General features: G+C 69.9%; 13 protein-coding genes and 1 pseudogene. 7 read left to right on the forward strand and 7 right to left on the reverse strand.

Going from position 1 to position 15,704, the window contains the following annotated elements; translation table 11 throughout:
- The first annotated feature begins 276 nt into the window (after window positions 1-276).
- The 3 genes from I53_RS25270 to I53_RS25280 all read left to right on the forward strand — a co-directional run bounded on the left by I53_RS25270 (window position 277) and on the right by I53_RS25280 (window position 2,099).
- The gene (locus I53_RS25270) at window positions 277-600 is read left to right on the forward strand and encodes a transcriptional regulator (RefSeq protein ID WP_043355970.1); all 324 of its coding nucleotides are present in this window, start codon (window positions 277-279) and stop codon (window positions 598-600) included.
- A gap of 171 nt (window positions 601-771) precedes the next feature.
- Window positions 772-1,509: a PIG-L deacetylase family protein gene (locus tag I53_RS25275; RefSeq protein WP_043355972.1), complete on the forward strand. Its 738-nt coding sequence runs from the start codon at window positions 772-774 to the stop codon at window positions 1,507-1,509.
- Window positions 1,506-2,099, forward strand: coding sequence for a trans-aconitate 2-methyltransferase (locus I53_RS25280; protein WP_043355974.1), 594 nt, complete (start codon window positions 1,506-1,508; stop codon window positions 2,097-2,099). The genes I53_RS25275 and I53_RS25280 overlap by 4 nt, the downstream gene beginning before the upstream one ends.
- Window positions 2,100-2,948: 849 nt before the next feature.
- Here the strand turns inward: I53_RS25280 and I53_RS25285 are convergent.
- Both I53_RS25285 and I53_RS25290 read right to left on the reverse strand, forming a co-directional pair.
- Window positions 2,949-3,803: pseudogene (locus I53_RS25285) on the reverse strand (quinone-dependent dihydroorotate dehydrogenase); the annotation flags it as partial.
- On the reverse strand, window positions 3,800-4,150 hold the full coding sequence (locus tag I53_RS25290) for a DUF952 domain-containing protein (protein WP_043355976.1): 351 nt from the start codon (window positions 4,148-4,150) through the stop codon (window positions 3,800-3,802). The pseudogene I53_RS25285 and the gene I53_RS25290, both read right to left, overlap by 4 nt.
- Before the next feature lie 315 nt (window positions 4,151-4,465).
- Between I53_RS25290 and I53_RS25295 the strand changes: the two genes are divergently transcribed.
- From I53_RS25295 to I53_RS25305, 3 genes are all read left to right on the forward strand, one after another.
- The gene (locus tag I53_RS25295; RefSeq protein ID WP_043355978.1) at window positions 4,466-5,098 is read left to right on the forward strand and encodes a helix-turn-helix transcriptional regulator; all 633 of its coding nucleotides are present in this window, start codon (window positions 4,466-4,468) and stop codon (window positions 5,096-5,098) included.
- A 96-nt stretch (window positions 5,099-5,194) separates the two neighbouring features.
- Window positions 5,195-6,292, forward strand: coding sequence for a nitrogen regulation protein NR(II) (locus I53_RS25300; protein WP_043355979.1), 1,098 nt, complete (start codon window positions 5,195-5,197; stop codon window positions 6,290-6,292).
- A gap of 220 nt (window positions 6,293-6,512) precedes the next feature.
- A complete protein-coding gene (locus I53_RS25305; protein ID WP_043355981.1) occupies window positions 6,513-7,484 on the forward strand; it encodes a TIM44-like domain-containing protein in 972 nt (323 codons plus the stop codon).
- Between the two features lie 45 nt (window positions 7,485-7,529).
- Here the strand turns inward: I53_RS25305 and rsmA are convergent, their stop codons facing one another.
- The 5 genes from rsmA to lptF form a co-directional block, all read right to left on the reverse strand.
- Window positions 7,530-8,408: a 16S rRNA (adenine(1518)-N(6)/adenine(1519)-N(6))-dimethyltransferase RsmA gene (gene rsmA / locus I53_RS25310; protein ID WP_043355983.1), complete on the reverse strand. Its 879-nt coding sequence runs from the start codon at window positions 8,406-8,408 to the stop codon at window positions 7,530-7,532.
- 10 nt (window positions 8,409-8,418) lie between these two features.
- Complete coding sequence (gene pdxA / locus I53_RS25315; protein ID WP_043355985.1) at window positions 8,419-9,534, reverse strand: 4-hydroxythreonine-4-phosphate dehydrogenase PdxA; 1,116 nt, start codon at window positions 9,532-9,534, stop codon at window positions 8,419-8,421.
- 120 nt (window positions 9,535-9,654) lie between these two features.
- Entirely contained in the window at window positions 9,655-12,234 is a 2,580-nt protein-coding gene (locus I53_RS25320; RefSeq protein WP_051045071.1) for an LPS-assembly protein LptD, read from the reverse strand.
- Window positions 12,235-12,311: 77 nt separating this feature from the next.
- Window positions 12,312-13,400 carry an LPS export ABC transporter permease LptG gene (lptG, locus tag I53_RS25325; RefSeq protein WP_043355995.1) on the reverse strand — a complete coding sequence of 363 codons (1,089 nt, stop codon included), beginning with the start codon at window positions 13,398-13,400 and terminating at the stop codon, window positions 12,312-12,314.
- 8 nt (window positions 13,401-13,408) lie between these two features.
- On the reverse strand, window positions 13,409-14,569 hold the full coding sequence (gene lptF / locus I53_RS25330; protein ID WP_043355989.1) for an LPS export ABC transporter permease LptF: 1,161 nt from the start codon (window positions 14,567-14,569) through the stop codon (window positions 13,409-13,411).
- A 287-nt stretch (window positions 14,570-14,856) separates the two neighbouring features.
- Here lptF and I53_RS25335 point away from each other — a divergent pair.
- On the forward strand, window positions 14,857-15,704 hold an 848-nt coding region (locus tag I53_RS25335), incomplete at its 3' end, for a M17 family peptidase N-terminal domain-containing protein (RefSeq protein WP_043355991.1).

A 15,704-nucleotide genomic window follows, 5' to 3' on the forward strand; every position in this document is an offset into this window, starting at 1 on the left:
GATAGGTCCATGGCCAGCACGGCACAGCCAAGCTCGCGATCAGCACCCTTCTCATGGTCCAGTCCCCATGTCGCGCGCANCGCGCGCAGTTGTCCCGGTCCGGAGGCGCCACGCCGCCGCCGCAGCACGGCCCCGCGAGAGACCGCTCCCGAATCCTTGCGCCTTGGCGGATGCGACAGGATTTCAGCACAATTATGGTCGCGCTCCGACCGGATGTGCCCGGAAACGATCCGCGACCGCAATCGTTGTTGATGATCGCCGAGGAGGAGAGTGAGCGTGGCAGGATCGGACGAGGGCGCACAGAGCGGAACGCAGGCGCCCATCATGAGCCCCGCGCAGTCGCGGGCGGCCCGTGGGCTGCTCGGCTGGTCGCAGGCCGATCTCGCGGGCAAAGTGGGCCTGGACGAGCACTTCGTGCGGGATTTCGAGGGCGGCTACAGCGACCCGCCGAGCGGGCAGATCGAGGCCCTGCGGAGCGCCCTCAGCGCAGCCGGCGCGGTGTTCACCGACGCTCCGACCCTCGGCGTCCATCTGGCGGCCGGACCGGGCGTCGACGAGGGCACCCGCGCCGACGCGCTCACCACCGAGAACGATCGGTAACGCCCGCCGAAATTCCGGAACGCGCCGCTCATGGCGTGTTCAGGCGCAGAATCCGAGAACCAGGGACGCCCGACCCCGCGCACCGTCCTTGGAGCGTCCCGTGATCGATCTCGTCAGCAGCCCGTCGCCGCGCGACCGGCGTCCTGTCTTCGAACGGACCGGAGGCCAGTGATGCGCGCCGACGCCTTTCTGGCCGCCGCCGACGCGTTGCCCCTGGCGAGCCTCGATGCCCTCCTGGGGAGCCGGGGGCTGGTGGTCGTCGCGCCCCACCCCGATGACGAGAGCCTCGGATGCGGTGGCCTGATCGCAGCCGCCCGGGCGTCCGGGCGGCCCGTTCACCTCGTCGTGGTCAGCGACGGATGCGGCTCGCACACGCAGTCCCGCCTCTATCCGCCGGAGAAGCTGCGCGCCCTGCGCGAGGCGGAGACGCAGCGGGCCGGAGCGGTGCTCGGCCTCGGATCCGGGGACGTGACCTTCCTGCGCCTGCCCGACGCGCATGTTCCGAGCGACGGGCCGGAGGCCGACGCGGCTGCGGCGGCCGTGGCCCGCGCGGCCGCGGCGATCGGGGCCGGCGCGGTTTTCGTCACGTGGCGCCACGATCCCCATTGCGATCACAAGGCGGCCGCCGCGATCGTCGCCCGCGCCCGACCGCAGATGCCGGGAGTCCGGGTCTATGAGTATCCCGTCTGGGGCTGGACCCTACCGCCCGAGACCGAGGTCGGCCCAAGCCCGACCGGCCTGCGCCTCGACGTCTCCGCCTATCGCGAGACAAAGGCGCGGGCCGTGGCGGCGCACGAATCGCAGACCACCGACCTGATCGCGGACGATCCCCAGGGCTTCCGGCTCGAGCCCGCCATGATCGACCGGCTCTGCGGTCCCTACGAGCGCTTCGTCGCGATCCCCGCATGACCCGGCGGACCCAGACCCTGCCGGAGGATTACTTCCGCGGCATCTACGCCAGCGACCCGGATCCCTGGCATTTCACCTCTTCGCCCTACGAACGCGAGAAATACGCGGCGACGCTCGCGGCCCTTCCCCAGCCGCGCTACCGGTCCGCCTTCGAGCCGGCCTGCTCGATCGGCGTCTTCACCCGCGCCCTCTCGGAACGCTGCGCCCGGCTCCTCGCCACCGATCTCGTCCCGGCCGCCGCGGAGGCCGCCCGGGCGCGATGCGCGGATCGTCCCCATGTCGAGATCCGGCAGGGGACCATGCCGGCGGACTGGCCGACCGGGCCCTTCGACCTGATCGTCCTCTCCGAGTTCCTGTACTTCCTGGCCCCGCCGGATTTCGCCGAGCTCGTGCGCCGGGCCGGCGAGACGATCGCGCCCGGCGGGGACATCGTTCTGGTGCACTGGCTGGGCGAGACCGATTACCCGCTTTCGGGCGATGGTGCCGCCGATGGCTTCATCCGCCTCTCCGCCGCCTTCGCCCAGGTCCTGAGTCAGTCGCGGACCCCCGATTATCGGATCGATGTCCTGCGCGCCGGAGCCGCCTCGTGAGCATCGCGGTCATCACGCTCAACAAAGGTCGGCGCGCACACCTGACCCGTTCAACCAGTGCACAAAGCCTAAGATTACAGGCTGCTTGTTTGCAGGAACGCCGGCTTCAGCGTTTGATCCTGACATTTATCGTTTACTCGGTGAACTTCCGCCAGCCACCTTAAGCTGAAGTTGTTGGAGGAGTGACGAACGGCCGCTTTGGAGAAGCGCCTAAGGCGTTCCGAGCGACCGACTTTGGTCGCCAGCGGCCTTCAGCCGAGTGTCTCACACCGTAGCAGTGAAGGTTCAGCGCCGCATCTTCGTCCACGCGGCATCACTTGCCTCAGGCGAATCTCGCCGCTTTGGGAACGCTCTTGGTCAAGCCTCACACCAATGCGATTCGTTTGCAGCGGGGCCAGAAAGCGCTGCATTTGCAGTACGCTGCAATTCCGGCCGTTGGCAAAATTGTCGTGGATCTTCAATGGGCACGGCCAAACTGCCTGGCCTGGCGCGTATGCAACGGAAAGTTTACGGCCCTGCCCGGGACGACAGCCCCTGCGGCGATGTTCGGGCCGCCCGCGCGGCCGTATTCCTTACTAACCGTCCGGACGGTTCGGCCATTTTTGGCCAAATACCTTGTCTCCTGTGTTCTCAACGACTTCGCTGTTCTGTGGACTTGGTCCAGTTCGAACCGAATCGATTTCATCAGCCGCTACAGGTGCTTACCCCACTTAAAAAGTTTGGCCATCTTTGGCCAAGCCCTCGGCCATTTTTGGCCAAAAATCTCAACCGGTGATGGACGCATCCGAGCACCCGGCTTTCAGGTCGAAACGATCCGACTGAGAGATCATGCTCTTGGATGGCAAAGAGAATCGTGTCTCCGACCCGCAGGCGCGTCTGGGCCAGCATCCGGGTCGCCGGGCCGAAGAGCGGCCGGCCCGACAGCCCGCCGGTCTCCCGGGCGAGCCCCTGCTCGCGGAGGCTCGCCGGACGGGCCACGGTGGTGTTGGACACGACGAGGGCCTGAACGCCGCGCCGTTGCGCCGTTGCGCAGACCGCGTCGAGGGCGTCCAACGCCATGTCGGGGGCGATCTTCAGGAGGATCGCCGCGTCGGCACCCGCCGCGTCGCGGGCCTCGACCGTCCGGGCGAGCAGTTCGTCGAGGAAGGCCTCGCCCTGGAGGTCGCGCAGGCCCGGGGTGTTGGGCGAGGAGACATTGACGGTGACGAAATCGACCAGCGGCGCGAGGGCGGCAGTGCAGGCCGCGTAGTCGGCGAGGCGGTCGGTGGACTCCTTGTTGGCGCCGATGTTGACGCCGACGATCCCGGAGCGGCCTTTCCGGACACGCAACCGGCCGGCCACCACCGACACCCCCTCGCTGTTGAGGCCGAAGCGGTTGATCACCGCCCGGTCGGCGGTCAGGCGGAACACCCGCGGCCGCGGGTTGCCGGGCTGCGGTCGCGGCACCACCCCGCCCACCTCGACGAAGCCGAAGCCGAGGCTCAGCAACGCGTCGGGAACGCGCGCGCCCTTGTCGAAGCCGGCGGCGAGGCCGACCGGGTTGGGGAAGCGGCGCCCGAGCAGGTCGACGGCGAGCCGCGGGTCGTCCGTCGGCGGGCCAGCCGCCGGAAGGAGCGCCAGGGCGTGCAGCGTCAGGTCGTGCGCGCGCTCCGCGTCAAGGCGATGGAGGAGCGGCCGGACGAGCGGGAAGGCGGCGTCGATCATGCCGGCAGGATCCCGGCCGGAAATGCGTGCCGCCCGTCGCCTTCCAGCGGCATTTCGTCCACCGCGACCACGGCCGAGAGCGGCAGCGGACCGTAGAGGTGTGGGAACAGGTCGCCCCCCCGGGAGGGCTCGTAGCGCAGGCCGTCGTCGAGCGCCTCGGCCTCGACCGCAACGAGGAGCAGGTCGTCCTGTCCGGCGAAGTGTCGGGCGGCCGTCTCGGCGACCTGGGCGGCCGTCGAGAAATGGATGAAGCCGTCCTGGCGGTCGATCGGCGCCCCCGTGAATTGGCCCGCGGCCTCGGCCTCGCGCCACAGGGCACGCGGACAGATCTTGTAGATGAGCGGCATCGAAGCTCCCCGGAACCGACGCGTCGATAGAGGCGCCGGGCGCCGGCGGCAACATCGATGCGCTCTGCCGATTCGAGGAGCGATTGCAATCTGACGCCCGTAGTTCTACTTTCCTACAACTAGGCTGGACGTCACACAGCCCTGTCCGGACCGGCAGAGCGGATCCGGAAAGTAAATTGTCAAGTATCTCCGCGCGTACCCGGCGGGTTTTGAACGGACCCGGCGGACAAACCGTCTCCGTGCCCCCGAGGCAGCCGGATCCCGGCTGGTGAGACGGGGGTGCCGGCCCGCTGAGGGTGAGCCTCCGAGTCCGCGATGCTGTCGCACGAGCAGATCTGGAACGCCATCGACCGGCTCGCCGAGCGCCACGGCTACTCGGCCTCCGGGCTCGCCCGCCGCGCCGGCCTCGACGCCACGAGCTTCAACCGCTCGAAGCGCGTGGGCGCCGACGGCCGCAAGCGCTGGCCCTCCACGGAATCGGTGTCCAAGGTCCTGGCTGCGACCGGATCGAGCCTCGACGAGTTCCTGCGGCTCATCGAGGCGCGGGAGATTCCCGCCCGCACCATGGTTCCGCTGATCGGCCTGACGCAGGCCGGCGCCGGCCGCCTGTTCACCGACGAGGGCATGCCCACCGGCGGCGCGGGCTGGGAGGAGATCGAGTTTCCGGATCTCGGCGAGGAGCGGGCCTTCGCGCTGGAGATCCAGGGCGATTCCATGCTGCCGCTGTTCCGGGACGGCGACGTGCTGATTGTGTCGCCCACGGCCAGCGTCCGCAAGGGCGACCGCGTCGTGGTCCGCCTGCATGGCGGCGAGGTCCTGGCCAAGGAGCTGAAGCGGCGCACGGCCCGGACCGTGGAGCTGGCCTCCCTGAACCCCGAACACGAGGACCGAGTCCTGAATCTCGGCGAGATCGCCTGGATGGCGCGGGTCATGTGGGTGCGCCAGTAGCTGGTGCTCGCGGCGGCCGGCGCTTGGCCGTGACGCCGTTCATCGCTATCGCTGGCCCGTCGCGGACCTTCCGCATCCGCTGAGCGCGAACGCAGCATGGTGCAGCCCGGGACGGATCACAGTGCGGCCAGGGGGGAGCCGCTCGGCGGCGAGGCCCGCTCGCTCCTCGACGCGCTGCCGACGCCCAGCCTCCTGCTCGATCCGCAGGGCCGTGTCCTCCACGCCAACCCGGCCCTGGAGCATCTCGCCGGGTATCCGGCCGAGCGGCTCGCCGCGCAGGGTCTGGACCTTATGCTGGCCCATCGCACGACGGCGCTCGATCCCGCCGGCCCCGCGAGTCAGGAATTCCTGGCCGCACGCGCGGACGGGACCACCTTCTGGGCCCATCTGGACACGGCGCCGCTTCCCGGCACCCGCAACCGCATCGGCCAGATCCTCGACGTCACGGCGCGCCGCGAGGCCGAGGGGGCGCTCGCCCTCTCCCGCCAGCGCGAGGCACTGGGGCTGCTGACCAACAGCGTGGCGCACGAGTTCAACAACTTCCTGCAGATCCTGATCGGCTACATCGACGGGCTGAAACGTCGCCTCGGAGACCGGCAGGAGCCGTTCATCCAGCGGGCGATCGCCCGCTCAGCCGACGCCACCGAGCGGGCGGCGATCCTGACCCGGCACCTGCTGGCCTATTCCCGACGCATCGCGCCCGACGTCCGGGCGGTGGACCTCGACGCGATCGTGGCGGATCTCGCAGGCCGCCTCGAGCCCGATCTGCCGCCCGGCATCCGTCTCACCGTCGCGGCGACGCCTGGCCTGCCCCGGGCGATCAGCAATCCGACGCAGATCGAGTTCGCCCTGCGGCATCTCGTCGCCAATGCCTGCGAGGCCATGCCGTCCGGGGGAACGCTCACGCTGTCGACCTTCCGGATCGATCCCGGCGACCGGTCCTTGCAGCAGCCGGGCCTCGGCAGCGTCGGGATCGCGGTCGGGGATACGGGGCTGGGCATGTCGCCCGAGATGCTCACCCGGGCCCTGGCGCCGTTTCAGACCAGTCACGAGGCGGGGCGCGGCGCGGGCCTCGCGATCGTGCATGGGCTGATGAAGCGCCAGAACGGCACCATCACCCTCGACAGCCGCAGCGGGGAGGGGACCCAGGTGCGCCTCGTCTTTCCGGCGGCTCCCGAGCGCACTCTCCACTGAGCCGCCGGGTCCGACGCGCGGCGCAACGTAACCCCGGGCAGCGGGCGTTCGGCGTGCCCGGCTCGACCGGATCGCCGTTCTCCGCGTCCATGGACGGGGGGCGCTCCCGTGGAAAACGTCATCCCGGCGCCGTCGGGCAGGACTAAAACCCGAGCCGGGCCGTTCCCATATCGTCACTGGCGCTCCGCGCTCTTCGGTTCTCGTCCTCTGAGGCGTGTACATGTTTACTGAGATTTCGCGCCGCCGGCGTGTGGCCGCCCTCCTGGCGCTGGCCGCTGCGCTGACCGTCGCGGCGCCCGTCGTCGAAGCCCGTCCGGGCGGCGGCGGATCGTTCGGATCCCGTGGCTCGCGCACCTACACGGCCCCCTCGGCCACGCCGACGGCCCCGGGCGGCGGCATGACCATGCAGCGTTCGCAGACCGCGCCGTCCCCCGGCATGGGCAGCCCCGGCATGCAGGCTCCGGCCGCGCCCGGCCGGCGGTTCGGCGGCGGCTTCTTCGCGGGCCTGCTGGGTGCCGGCCTGATCGGCGCACTCCTCGGCGGCGGCTTCTTCGGCGGCCTCGGTGGCCTCGCCTCGATGATCGGCCTCCTGTTCCAGGTCGGGCTCGTCGTGCTCGTGGTGATGCTGGCCCTGCGCTTCTTCCGCCGCCGGAACGAGCCGGCCGGCGCCGGTGCCCCCTATGCCCGCTCGTCGCTCAACGACGAGCCCGGCGCGCGCGGCCCGATGGGCGGTGCTCCGGCCGGCCCCGCCGCCGGCATGTTCGGCGGTGGCCAGCGGCCGCCGCAGACACGCCCGGTCCAGATCGGCCCGGCCGACTATCAGGCGTTCGAGCGGCTGCTCGGCGACGTTCAGGATGCCTATTCCCGCGAGGATCGGGTGACGCTGGGCAACCTGTCGACGCCCGAGATGGTCGGCTACTTCGATGAGGAGCTGCGCAACAACGCGGCCCGCGGCGTGGTGAACACGATCTCGGACGTGAAGCTGCTGCAGGGCGATCTTGCGGAAGCCTGGGGTGAGGATCGCACCGACTACGCCACCGTGGCGATGCGCTACGCCCTCAAGGACGTGATGGTGGAGCGGGCTAGCGGCCGCGTCGTCTCGACGGATACGTCCGAGGCGACGGAGCTCTGGACCTTCCTGCGCCAGCCCGGGCGCGGCTGGGTGCTCTCGGCGATCCAGCAGACCCGCTGATTGCGCCGCGCTCCGGCCTCCGGGCCGGAGCCGCCGTGCAGGCTTTCAAGCCGGCGCCGCCCCCGCGGTGCCGGCTTTTCTGTGCGCGTCCCACCGGTTCGCCAGATCGACGAAGCCTGCCACCGGGATTTCCTCGGCCCGCGCCGTCTCGACAAGCCCGGCCGCGGCCAGCAGGATGCCGGGCTCGGGCGTCAAGGCCTTGAGGCTCTGACGCAGCATCTTCCGGCGTTGGCCGAAGGCCGCGCGGGTGACGGCTTCCAGCGCACCGGCGCGGCAGGGCAAAGGCTCCGCCCGCGGCACAAGCCGCACCACGCTCGACGTCACCTTCGGTGGCGGCACGAACGCCGAAGGGCTCACGTCGAACAGGATCTCGGCCTGGGTCCGCCAGCCGCAGAGCACGCCGAGCCGGCCGTAATCGGCCCGCTCCTCGGGACTGGCGACGATGCGCTCGGCGACTTCCCGCTGGAACATCAGCACGGCCTGATCCCACCAGGGCGGCCAGGCTTCACCGTCGAGCCAGCCGGTGAGCAGCGCCGTGCCGACATTGTAGGGCAGGTTGGCGACGATCCGGGCGGGCCCATCGCCCACCAGCGGCCGCGGATCGAAGGCGAGGGCGTCGGCGTCGACCACCTCGAGGCGTCCCGGATAATGGGCGGCGATCTCGGCGAGCGCCGGCAGGGCGCGCGGGTCGCGCTCGATCGCCACGACGCGGGCGGCGCCCTCGGCGAGGAGCGCGCGCGTCAGGCCGCCCGGACCGGGGCCGACCTCCACCACGGTCACACCCGCGAGGGGACCCGCTGCCCGGGCGATCCGCCCGGTCAGGTTGAGGTCGTACAGGAAGTTCTGGCCGAGCGCCTTCTTCGGCTCCAGGCCGTGGCGGGCAACGACGTCGCGCAGCGGCGGAAGACCGTCCCCTGCGCTCATGATGGCTCTCTCACAGCTCGTCCTCGGCGTCGAAGTGGTGGGCGCCCGGGGATCGCGGCCGCCCGGCATAGACGCTGAACGGGATGATTTCGGCACCGCCCAACGGACTGCTTCGCAGCGCCGCGTTGGCGGCCAGCCGATCGGCGAGGCGCAAAGCCGCCACGAGGCTGTCGGGCCGGGCGATGCCCTGACCGGCGATATCGAAGGCCGTGCCGTGGTCCGGTGAGGTCCGCACGAAGGGCAGGCCGAGGGTGACGTTCACGCCGTCGTCGAACGCGATGGTCTTGATCGGGATCAGGGCCTGGTCGTGCGTGGGCGCGAGGGCGACGTCGTAGGCGGTCCGGGCGCGGGCGTGGAACAGGGTGTCGGCCGGGAGCGGCCCGCGGATGTCGATGCCCTGTGCCCGCAGCCGCGCCACTGCGGGGGCGAGGACGTCGCGGTCTTCATGGCCGATCGTCCCGGCCTCGCCCGCATGCGGGTTGAGGCCCGCGAGGACGAGGCGCGGCTCCGGCAGACCGAACCGGTCGCGCAGGTCCCGGGCGACGATCAAGGCGGTCTCCTCGACGAGGTCCTGGGTGAGGAGAGCCGGCACGTCCTTCAGCGGCACGTGGATCGTCACCGGAACCACCGAGAGCTCCGGGCTCCAGATCATCATCACAGGCCTGGGCGGCGTCTGGCCGGGCGGCACTGAGAGGGCGGCCAGGAACTCGGTGTGGCCCGGATGGGCGAACCCCGTCCGGGTCAGCACGAACTTGGCGATGGGGTTGGTGACCACCGCGCTCGCGCGTCCGGCCTTCACGAACGCCACCGCCGCCGTGATCGACTCGATGGTCGCGCCGGCATTGACGGAATCGGGTACGCCCGGCTCGGCGGCGACGCGGGCGCCGCTCGGCAGCGACACCACCGGGAGGGCGCGCGGGAACACCTCGGCGGCGGTCTCGGGATCGACCTCGGCCACCGGAACGGGGCGGCCGAGGCGGTGGGCGAGGCGCTCGACGAAGTCCGGATCGGCCACGAGGAAGAACGGCGGCAGCGGCTCCGCGCCGCCCCGTCCGAGCCACGCGCTGAGCGCCAGCTCCGGACCGATGCCGGCAGGATCTCCGAGGGTGAGGGCGAGGGGCGGCATGGGCGGTCTATAGCGCCGGCGGGCCGCGGGCGCATCCTCGGCGCCACGGGTCCGAGCCGCCGGGGAGCGCGGGTCCACGGATAGTGGCTCCCGAGGCCCACAGACGCGGAGAGCGGGACTTTACCGCACCGAGGCGATGCCGTCCGCGGTGGTGGCGGTGCCGACGTTCTGGCGCAGATCCGCCTCACCCAGCGTCTTGAGTTCGACCCGCAGCAGGACGGTCTGGTTGCGCTCGCGGACGCCGGTGGCCGTCGCGATCGGGGAATTGATGTAGTTCAGCGAGACGGTGGTGCATTCGTCCTGATAGCCGCCGCCGAAGCTCGCCCCCGAGAGATAGAAGCGCCCCGGATTCTGGTAGATCGGCACGGTTCCGATCGGGTTCGCCAGATAGGAGCTCAGGGCATCCGTATAGGTGTTGCGCACGTCCAGGTAGTGCGTGAGGTCGACGAGCAGCGAGCCCGACACGAACCAGTTCGGCGTGATGTTGTAGGTCGCGGACGCCGTGACGCCTTCGCGATAATGGCTGTAGCCGAGCAGCGGCTGCGCCTCGTAGTAGGAATAGAAAGCCGACAGCGTCAGCGGCGCGAACGGCGCGAATCGTGCCGTCACGCCGGTCTCGAACCGCGCCACGTGGAAGTCGGCCTGGTTGAACCGGGCACGGCTGATGAACGTGATGTTCTGGTTCGGCGAGACCTGGAACCGGCCGACGAAGTCCGATCGCTGCGTCTCGAGCCCGGAATCCAGGCCGGTATTGGCGATGTCGCCGCGACGGAACGAGTTGACGCCCGCGAGCTGGATGGACTCGCCGAACAGCACGTTCGCGTACCAGCCGGACGGGGTCACGACGGAGTACTGGCCGCCGAGATTGGTGCGCACGCCGCCTTCGACCCGGTCGTAGCCCGAGAACTTGTCCCATTCGAACAGCGACGTGTCGTCGAAGACGAGGCTCTGCGCGTCCTCGTTCGGCAGGCGGCCGATCCGGGTCTCCGACGGGCGCGCGATGATCTGGCCGATCGGCTCCAGGGTGTGGACGCCGAGCGCGCCGAAATTGGCGACGAACGGGTAGCGGTAATCGAGGCCAATCGCCGGCATGACCCGGCCGGCGAAGCCGTCGTCGATCTTCGCCACCTGCGGCGCGAGATCGTTCTGGTAGCCGGAGAAGCTCGGATTGGTGAAGAACGCGTCCGTGCGCAGATACGCGAACGGCGTGAACTTCTGGCCCCAGTCGTCGATGAAGCTGCGGCGCCAGGACAGTTCCGCGGAGGCGCGGGTGTTGGTGCCGGCGAGCCCGTCGATCGCGCAGAGGCCGCGCTGGAAGACCGTGCAGGTCTGGTAGAGCGGGAAGCTGACGCCGTTGACGCTCGGCGAGAACAGGTAGCTCGAGGTCCGTGGCAGGCCCTGGTACTGCGTGGTCTCGCGGGTCAGGCTGGTGATGTTCGCCTGGAAGCGCACCTCGCCGCCGATCTCCGAGGGGCCATTGACCCGCTTGTCGTAGTCGATGACCGGGGCGACGATCGGCTGCTGCTTCTGCCAGTCGAAGCTCGACAGGCCCTTGAAGTAGTAGCCCCGCGCCTCGAACCACGAGCGGTCGCCCTGGCCGATCAGGTACGCCGTCGAGGTCGCCTCACGGAAATAGTCCGTGGTGATGTTCTGGTTGCGGATCCGGTAATTGTCGAGGAACCACTTGTCGGTGACACCGACGAGGTCCCAGCCCGTACGCCAGCGCGGGTTGATGTAGAACCGGCCCTGCGACTCCACCGAGCCGCGGAAATCGCGCTCGCCGGCGCCGAGGGGGCTCGGCAGGAAGGCCGAGGGCGTCGTCTGCGAGATGCCCGAAAGGCGGATGTTGTAGAAGCCGTTGTCGATCCGCTGGCGGAACTCGCCCTGCGCGAGCAGGCCCTGCCGGCTGAGCAGCGTCGGCGTCACCGTCAGATCGTAGTTTGGTGCCAGATTGATGAAGTAGGGAAGCGACACGCCGTTGCCGAGGGCGGTCGTCGTGATGAAGCGTGGCGTCAGGAAGCCGGTCTTGCGCTTCACCGTCGGATCCGGCGCCTCGAAATACGGCAGGTAGGCCACCGGGATCCCGGCGATCTCGAGCGTCGAGTCGTCGAAGTAGACCGTGTGGGTCTCGTTGTCGTGGATGATCTTCTTCGCCTTGATCTGCCACAGCGGCGGCGTCTCAGGGTTGTCCTTGCACGGCTCGCAGGCCGTGTAGCTGCCGGACTCGAAGCTCGTCTGCCCGCCGTTCAGGCGCTCGGCCCGGGGCGCGGAGAACCGGGTGCGCACGGTCTCGAACTTGCGCTGGACGGTCTGCTGGCCGCGGAAGGCATCCACGAAGCCGGTCTTGAAGTCGTCGGTGAGCTCCATGCGCGCGCCGGTCACGACGCCGCCATCGGCCTCGGTGAGGCGGACATTGCCCTCGGCGAAGACCCGGCCGGAAGTCCGGTCGTAGCGCACGCGGTCGGCCTGCAGGGTCCGCGGGCCGTAATGCAGCTCGGCGTTGCCCCGCGCCGTCACGGTGCCGTGGTCGTTGTCGTAGATCAGCTCGTCGGCCTCGACGAGGAGCTTGTCGCCGGGCTTGCCGGCCGTCACGGCGGGCAGGCCCTGGGCATGGGCGGACAGGCCCCCCGCCAGCGGCGCGGCGAGCGCCAGCACAGCTCGGAAACCAGCCTTCCGCAGGATGTCGGCGACCTTACGCAACGCGCGTCCCAACCCCTGTGACGTCTGCCGCCACCAACCTCAACACCCGTCTCCCGTCCCGCGAAGGCTCGCGGAAGTCAGCCGTCTTCCTGGTACAGAAGCGTGAGCGTACCGAGAAGACTGCCTACCACGGCCGGGAACCAGGCCGCCACCGGTGCGGCGACGAGTCCGGACGCCCCGAGCCCCTCCATGACCTGTCGGACCACGTAGAGAGCGAAGCCGGCCGCGACGCCACCGAGCACGAGTTTTCCGACACCACCAAAGCGGAAGAACCGTAAGGAAACGGTTGCGGCGACGATGACCATGGCCACGAACAGCACCGGCCTTGCCCACAGGACATCGTACTGGAGCCGGTATCGGGTGGCGTCCAAACCGGCCCGCTCCGTCCGCGCGATCGTTGTGGGAAGTTGCCAGAAAGGCACAGATTCGGGGGGCGTGAACCCCTGACGCACCTGTGCGGGGTCGAGGTTCGAGGCGATCAGGTAGGTGTCGAACGACTCAGGGGGCATGTCCGGTGTGAGAACGCGCACATCGGAGAGTTCCCAGTAGCCGTCGTGCAGCGTGGCGCGGGCCGCGACGAGCTGCTCGGCGAACTTGCCGGCCGCGTCGAAGGTGAAGACCGACACGCCGGCGAGGGTGGTCGTGCCCTCGATGGCGGTCTCGGCGCGGAGGATCGCCTCGCCGTCGAGGCCCTTCTGGCGGATCCAGAGGTCCTTGCCCGAACTCGCCTTGGTGGATTTGGCGAAGATCTTCGCCTCGATCTCGGTGGAGCGCTGTTTCAGCAACGCCGAGACCGGGTTGTAGACGCCGACGGCCAGCGCACCGAGGGTGAGGGCCACGAAGAAGCCGGGCTGCAGGAACTGCCACGCCGAGATCCCGGCTGCCCGCGCGACCACCAGCTCCAGCTTGCGCGAGAGCTGGAGCAGGGCCGCCATGGAGCCGAACAGGATCGCGAAAGGCAGGACGCCCTCGGCCACCGCGGGGGTGCGATAGAGCGAGAGCTGCGCCATCAGCCCCGCGGAGGCGCCCTGGGCCTCGCCAGCGCGGCGGAGGAGCTCGACGAAGTCCAGGGTGTAGACCAGGGCGAACACGGTCACGAACACGCCGAGCACCGTGCGGAGGAACCGGGCGGCGAAATACCGCCCGAGGGTGGGGCCGATCAGCATCATCGGGTTCAGGCCGCCGGCGCCAGGCGCGGGCCGCGGAACAAGCCGCGCACGAAGCGGGCCAGGGCGGCGTTGAATGCGCGCACCCGCGGTCCGAAGAAGATCAGGAGGCTCGACAGGACGATCGCCAGAAGCGGCACGCCGTAGACCGCCCCCACGGCCGCCGGGCTGCGCGCGGCGGCGCTGACCGCCGCGAAGCCGCCGATGCGCAGGGCCACCACGGCGAGGATCGCCCCGGCGACCGCGACGCCGCGCCCCTGCCGTGTCGTGCGTGGGTCGCCCAGCGCCGCGAAGGCGATGAAGACCAGGGCCAGCGGGTAGAGACAGGCGGAAAGCCGGTCGTGCAGCTCCGCCCGGAACCGGCCCTTCTGCAGTTTGTAGTAGCCTTTGGTCGTGTCGGGGAACAGGAGCTGCGCCGTCGATCGCTCCCGGGGCTTGTAGATCGTGTCGGAATCCGGGGGCGCGAAGGCGGCGAGGTCGATCGTGTAGCGCTCGAAGGTCAGGATCGACGAATCGCGGGAATCCTTCTGCTGCTGATGGACGCTGCCGTTCTCCAGGATCAGATAGCTCTGTCCCTCGACGTCGGCCGCGTTGCCGCGCTCGGCGAGGTAGACTTTCGTCTTCCCGGCTTCACGCCGGTCCTGGATGAACAGCCCCTTCAGGGTGCCCCCCGGGCCGCGCTCGCGGAAGTGGAAGGTGATGCCGTTGTCGAGCTGGGTGAATTGCCCTTCCTTGACGACGTTCGCGATGAAGTCGCCGCGGACCCGGGTGATCACGTCGCGCAGCTCCTGGAAGCTCGCGGGCATCACCACCACCACCAGGAATCCCACCAGGAAGCTGACGAACAGCGCCAGGGTCAGGAAGGGGCGCAGGAGCGAGCGGGGCGGCATCCCGGCCGCCGACATGACGATCAGCTCGGAATCGCCGTTCAACTTGTTGAGGGCGTAGATCGTGCCGATGAACAGGGCGACGGGGGCGATCACCACCACAAGCGTCGGCAGGGACAGGCCCGTGACGAAGAGGAAGACCAGCAGCGTCTGGCCCTTGGCGGTCACGAGGTCGAGCTCGCGCAGGGCCTGCGTCAGCCAGATCGTGCCCGTCAGCCCGATCAGGCAGGCGAGGGTGGCGCCCAGGGCGATCCGAAAGATGTAGCGCTCGATCTGCCTCATCGTCCCGGCAGTCCCGCTTCAGCATCGTCCCGAAAGGTTGTGCCGGCTTTCGGGCAAAGACGATGCGAATCCAAAGCTCGAGCCCGTCGTGCCGGATCCTTCAAATCCGGCATGATGGTCCCATCCTCTTGCGCCCTCGGAGCGGCAGGGACCCGACAAAAGGGGCGATTCCAGGGCTGTCACGCCGCGTTGCGTTCTCCGTCTCAGCGGCTACACAGAGCGGATGGCCCGCGCCTCGGCGCGCGGGTACGTAGTACGGCTCCGGGATAACGGGCAGGGCGACGGGTATGGCGGACGGTATCGAGATCGGTTTCGGTCCCCTGGAGCAGAGCGGCCAGGGCCCCGGCGGATCCGGCGATCTCGTGGTCTTCGTCGGCGACGACCTGTCGCTCGGATCGGCGGCCCGGGAAGTGCTCGGCGCCTCCGGGGCGGATCTGGTGGCCCGCGCCGCGGCCTCCGAGAAGTTCAAGGGCCGCGCGCTCAGCGCCCTGACGCTGCCGGCCCCTTCGGGCGTCGGCGCCGACCGCCTCGTGGTCGTCGGCCTCGGCTCCGAGAAGGATCGGGCCAAGACCGACTGGCCGGCGCTCGGCGGCTTCACCGCCGGCAAGGTGGCGGGGCGGACCGCCCGGGTCGTGCTCGACTGGCCCGGCACGACGGTCACGCCGACGCAGGCCGGCGAGTTCGCCCTCGGCGCGCGCCTGCGGACCTACGCGTTCGACCGCTACAAGACCAAGAAGAAGCCCGACGCCGACGACAAGTCCGTCACCGTGCTGACCCTGCTGCTCGCCGATCACGGCGCGGCCGCCCGCGAGGGCGAGGGCGCCCGCAGCCTCTCCGACGGCGTGATCCTGGCGCGCGACCTCGTGAACGAGCCGCCGAACGTGCTCTTCCCGGCGGAATTCGCCCGCCGCGCCTCGGAACTCGCCAAGCTCGGCGTCGAGATCGAGGTGCTGGAGCCGGCCCGGATGCGGGAACTCGGCATGGGCGCGCTGCTCGCGGTGGCGCAGGGCTCGGCCCGCGAGCCGCGGATCGTGATCATGCGCTGGAACGGCGGCCCCGCGGCGGAGCCGCCCGTGGCCCTCATCGGCAAGGGCGTCGTGTTCGATTCCGGCGGCGTCTCGATCAAGCCCGGCGG

Origin of the sequence: Methylobacterium sp. B1, assembly GCF_000333255.1 — a bacterium.
In the GTDB taxonomy this organism is placed as follows: domain Bacteria; phylum Pseudomonadota; class Alphaproteobacteria; order Rhizobiales; family Beijerinckiaceae; genus Methylobacterium; species Methylobacterium fujisawaense.

What these genes read in the sequence shown, in the direction of transcription:
- I53_RS25275 (WP_043355972.1), top strand. Translation starts at nt 772, where the DNA reads ATGCGCGCCGACGCCTTTCTGGCCGCCGCCGACGCGTTGCCCCTGGCG.
- I53_RS25280 (WP_043355974.1), top strand. Translation starts at nt 1,506, where the DNA reads ATGACCCGGCGGACCCAGACCCTGCCGGAGGATTACTTCCGCGGCATC.
- I53_RS25290 (WP_043355976.1), bottom strand. Translation starts at nt 4,150, where the DNA reads ATGCCGCTCATCTACAAGATCTGTCCGCGTGCCCTGTGGCGCGAGGCC.
- I53_RS25295 (WP_043355978.1), top strand. Translation starts at nt 4,466, where the DNA reads ATGCTGTCGCACGAGCAGATCTGGAACGCCATCGACCGGCTCGCCGAG.
- I53_RS25300 (WP_043355979.1), top strand. Translation starts at nt 5,195, where the DNA reads ATGGTGCAGCCCGGGACGGATCACAGTGCGGCCAGGGGGGAGCCGCTC.
- I53_RS25305 (WP_043355981.1), top strand. Translation starts at nt 6,513, where the DNA reads ATGTTTACTGAGATTTCGCGCCGCCGGCGTGTGGCCGCCCTCCTGGCG.
- rsmA (WP_043355983.1), bottom strand. Translation starts at nt 8,408, where the DNA reads ATGAGCGCAGGGGACGGTCTTCCGCCGCTGCGCGACGTCGTTGCCCGC.
- pdxA (WP_043355985.1), bottom strand. Translation starts at nt 9,534, where the DNA reads ATGCCGCCCCTCGCCCTCACCCTCGGAGATCCTGCCGGCATCGGTCCG.
- lptG (WP_043355995.1), bottom strand. Translation starts at nt 13,400, where the DNA reads ATGCTGATCGGCCCCACCCTCGGGCGGTATTTCGCCGCCCGGTTCCTC.
- lptF (WP_043355989.1), bottom strand. Translation starts at nt 14,569, where the DNA reads ATGAGGCAGATCGAGCGCTACATCTTTCGGATCGCCCTGGGCGCCACC.